At 71.5% G+C, this 3,418-nt stretch carries 4 protein-coding genes; 2 read left to right on the forward strand and 2 right to left on the reverse strand.

The window, feature by feature from the left end:
- The coding region (locus tag ACWCSD_RS49925) for an MFS transporter (RefSeq protein ID WP_449926444.1) at positions 1 to 565 on the reverse strand (565 nt) is incomplete at its 3' end.
- A 142-nt stretch (positions 566 to 707) separates the two neighbouring features.
- Between ACWCSD_RS49925 and ACWCSD_RS49930 the strand changes: the two genes are divergently transcribed.
- Positions 708 to 1,310 (forward strand): TetR/AcrR family transcriptional regulator C-terminal ligand-binding domain-containing protein, encoded by a 603-nt coding sequence (locus ACWCSD_RS49930; RefSeq protein WP_449926447.1) that lies wholly within the window; start codon positions 708 to 710, stop codon positions 1,308 to 1,310.
- A gap of 15 nt (positions 1,311 to 1,325) precedes the next feature.
- On the opposite strand, the gene ACWCSD_RS49935 is transcribed toward ACWCSD_RS49930, so the two are convergent.
- Complete coding sequence (locus ACWCSD_RS49935) at positions 1,326 to 2,336, reverse strand: hypothetical protein (protein WP_397162849.1); 1,011 nt, start codon at positions 2,334 to 2,336, stop codon at positions 1,326 to 1,328.
- Between the two features lie 238 nt (positions 2,337 to 2,574).
- Between ACWCSD_RS49935 and ACWCSD_RS49940 the strand changes: the two genes are divergently transcribed.
- Positions 2,575 to 3,418: S8 family peptidase (locus tag ACWCSD_RS49940; RefSeq protein ID WP_449926450.1), on the forward strand; the 844-nt coding region annotated here is incomplete at its 3' end.

Raw genomic sequence — 3,418 nt, forward strand, 5'->3', positions numbered from 1 at the left:
CGGGCACGTTGACGAAGAACGCCCAGCGCCAGGAGAGCAGGTCGGTCAGGACCCCGCCGAGCACGGCCCCCGCGGTGAACCCGGCGGACATCAGGGCGCCGTTGAGGCCGAGCGCCTTCTGCCGCAGCGGCCCTTCGGGGAAGGACGTGGTGAGCAGGGCGAGCCCGGCCGGGGTGGCGGCGGCCGTCGCGAGGCCCTGGGCGATGCGGGCCACGATGAGGACGTCGGGGGTGGGGGCGAGCCCGCCGGCGAGCGAGGCCGCGCCGAGCAGCGCCAGGCTGCCGAGGAAGATGCGCTTGCGGCCGACCAGGTCGCCGATGCGGCCGAAGAAGAGGGTGAAGCCGGCCGCGCACAGGGCGAAGGCGGTGGCGATCCACTGGAGGCCGGACAGGGAGAAGCCGAGGTCGTCGCCGATGGCGGGCAGGGCCACGTTGAGGATCGAGAAGTCGACGGCCAGCATGAACTGGGCGACCAGGAGCACCGCGAGGACGAGGCGCAGGCGGCCGGTCAGGCGCCGTGGCGGGGCCTGGGCGGCGGACGTGGGCAGGGGTGTGGTGGTGGTCATGGCAGGGCTTTCTCTCGGGCGTGCCGGTCGGCATGCCGCCGCAAACGGTTCTTTAGTTCCGTTAAGATGAGAGAACAGTAGCACCGGAACCGGCGTTAAGGGAACTATGGTTCCGATAAGGGTTCGAACGAGGGGAGTCCGTATGGCCGCCGTGCCACCGCCGGGTGCCGTCCGTCCTGGTGGGCGTACCGCCCGCGTCCGCGAGGCCGTTCTGCGGGCCGCCGGCGACACCCTGGTCGAGAAGGGCTTCGCCGGGCTCGACCTCGCCGACATCGCCCGCCTCGCGGAGGTCGGCAAGACCACCGTCTACCGCCGCTGGGGCACGCCCGGCGCGCTCGCCGCCGACCTCCTCAAGGACATGGCGGAGACCTCGCTGCCCCGCGCCCGCAACGGCGACGTGCGGGCGGACCTGCGCGACAACGCCCGCCTGGTCGTCAAGACCCTCACCGACCCCCGCCAGGGACGCCTGTTCAAGGCGCTGATCGCCGCCTCGCTCTGCGACGGGGAGGCCGCCCGGGCGCTGCACCGTTTCTACGCCGTCCGCATCGAGGAGTGGGCCGGCTGCGTCACCGACGCGATCGGGCGCGGCGAGCTGCCGCCCGGCACCGACCCGCGCCGGGTGATCGCCGCCGTGTCCGCGCCCCTGTACTACGCGCTGCTCAACAGCGGGGAGGCCCTCGACGAGGCCGCCGCCGACCGGGCCGCCGCGGCGGCGCTGGCCGCGGCCCGCGCCGGAGCCCTGTGAGCCCTGTGCGCCCTGTCAGATCTTGAGCGCGGCGTAGACGGTGTCGAGGTAGCCGGTGAAGTCCGCGGTGTACTCCCGGTACCGTCTCCGCCAGCGCTCCAGGTCGGCGGCCGACACCGCGGAGCCGAGCACCGCCGTCAGGTGGGCGATGAGGAAGGTGTCGTCCTGGCCCGCCTCGAACCGCACCCGGCTCTCGACGATCTCGAACCTGCGCATGAGGTCGAGGCGGAGCAACTGGTAGAGGAAGGACTCGGCGGCGAACCTGAGCGACTCCGGCATCTCCTTGGAGATCGACTGCGGGCCGTGGTACCAGGACAGGTAGATGGCGTCGTCGAAGATCTCGAACCGGTAGGTCGCGGTGTCCTCGATGTAGGCCAGGTCCACCGGGCAGATGTGCCGGTAGTCGAACAGCGCGACCGTGCTCATGACGAGCTCCTCGCGCAGCTCCTCCGACAGGGTGGAGTTGTCCTTGCCCGCCAGCCTGGCCCAGCTGGTGCGGTCGGTGGCGCGGCGCGAGATGGCCAGCTTGTCGCCGGGGTTGAGCATCGCGACCCGGACCTGGTGGGGGAAGTGGCGGGACCTGGTCAGCCGGGCCGACACGTAGCGGGCGCTCGGGCCGCAGAAGGCGTAGAACCCGGTGGCCTCCAGGCTCGCGGTCACGTCCTTGTTGAAGGCGTCCCCGTACGTGCCGTCCACCGGGTCGAAGGACGGGTAGACGGCCGTCGGCATGAACCCCTTGTGCATCGAGGCCACCTCGGCGCGCAGCCCCGTGGCCAGGTCGTCCAGGTGCTGGGCGATGTTCTCCTCCATGCCGCGCTGCTGCACCTGGGAGCTCAGGACGGAGAACACGACGGCGAAGGCCACGGACGCGATCAGGTTGAGGCCGATCGAGGAGAGCACCGCCGCCCTGGTGAGGGCCCGGTCGGGGAACACCATGAGGACCGCGGCGAGCAGCGTCACCGCGCAGGAGAAGCCGAAGGCGTACCAGCTCAGGGTGTTGCGGAGCTTGCGCGGGGGCGTAGGCATGCACAGATCTCGCTTCGTCGCCGAGTGTCGCCACGATCCCCGATCCCGTTCCATGCTAACCGCACCGTCGGCGCCGTGTCGTAATCACGACATGGCAGACAAACGGCACGGGTGACACCTGGCGCGCCGCGTGTCCGATCACCCACTCTCGTGTGCACTGATTGTTGCTACGAGAGGTTTCACCCCCATGCACTGGTCCGCCCATGTGACGGTGGCAGGAGTCACCACCGCCGCCCTGTTGAGCTCCCCGTTATCGGCGGCCTCGGCCGCGGCCGAGCCCACCGGCGGGAGCGTCCACCGCGTCACGCTGATCACCGGGGACGTGGTGACCGTCAGGCAGGCCGAGCCGGGCAGGCAGGCGGTGGAGGTGAAGCCGGGGCCGGGCCGTGAGCGGATGGCGTTCAGCACCACCGAGGAGAACGGCGAGCTGCGCGTCCTGCCCAAGGACGTCGTCCCCCTCCTGGCGGCCAAGCGGCTGGACCCGGCCCTGTTCTCGGTCACCCGGCTGATCGCCCAGGGGTACGACGACGCCAGGTCGGACAAGCTGCCGCTGCTGTTCCTCTACGACGGCGCCGCGCCGAAGAGCGCGTCCGCGCCCGAGCTGGAGAGCGTCAACGGCCGGGTGGTCGCCGCCGACAAACGCACGATCGGCGGGTTGTGGAAGTCGCTCGACGGGCAGCGGGCCACGCTGTCGCAGGGCGTGTCGAAGATCTGGCTGGACGCCAAGGTCAAGGCCACCCTCGACCACAGCGTGCCGCAGGTGGGCGCGCCGGAGGCGTGGCAGGCCGGGTTCGACGGCAAGGGCGTCAAGGTCGCCGTGCTGGACACCGGCGTCGACGCCACCCACCCCGACCTGGCCGGACGCGTCAAGCAGAGCAAGGTGTTCACCGGCGAGCCGAGCGTCCAGGACGGCAACGGGCACGGCACCCACGTCGCCGCCACCATCGCCGGCGGCGACGGCAGGAAGGGCGTCGCCCCCGGCGCCGAGCTGATGGTCGGCAAGGTGCTCGGCGACGACGGCTCGGGCACCCTGTCCGGCGTCATCGAGGGCATGGAGTGGGCCGCCGCCGAAGGCGCGTCGG

The organism is Nonomuraea sp. NPDC001684 (assembly GCF_053596515.1).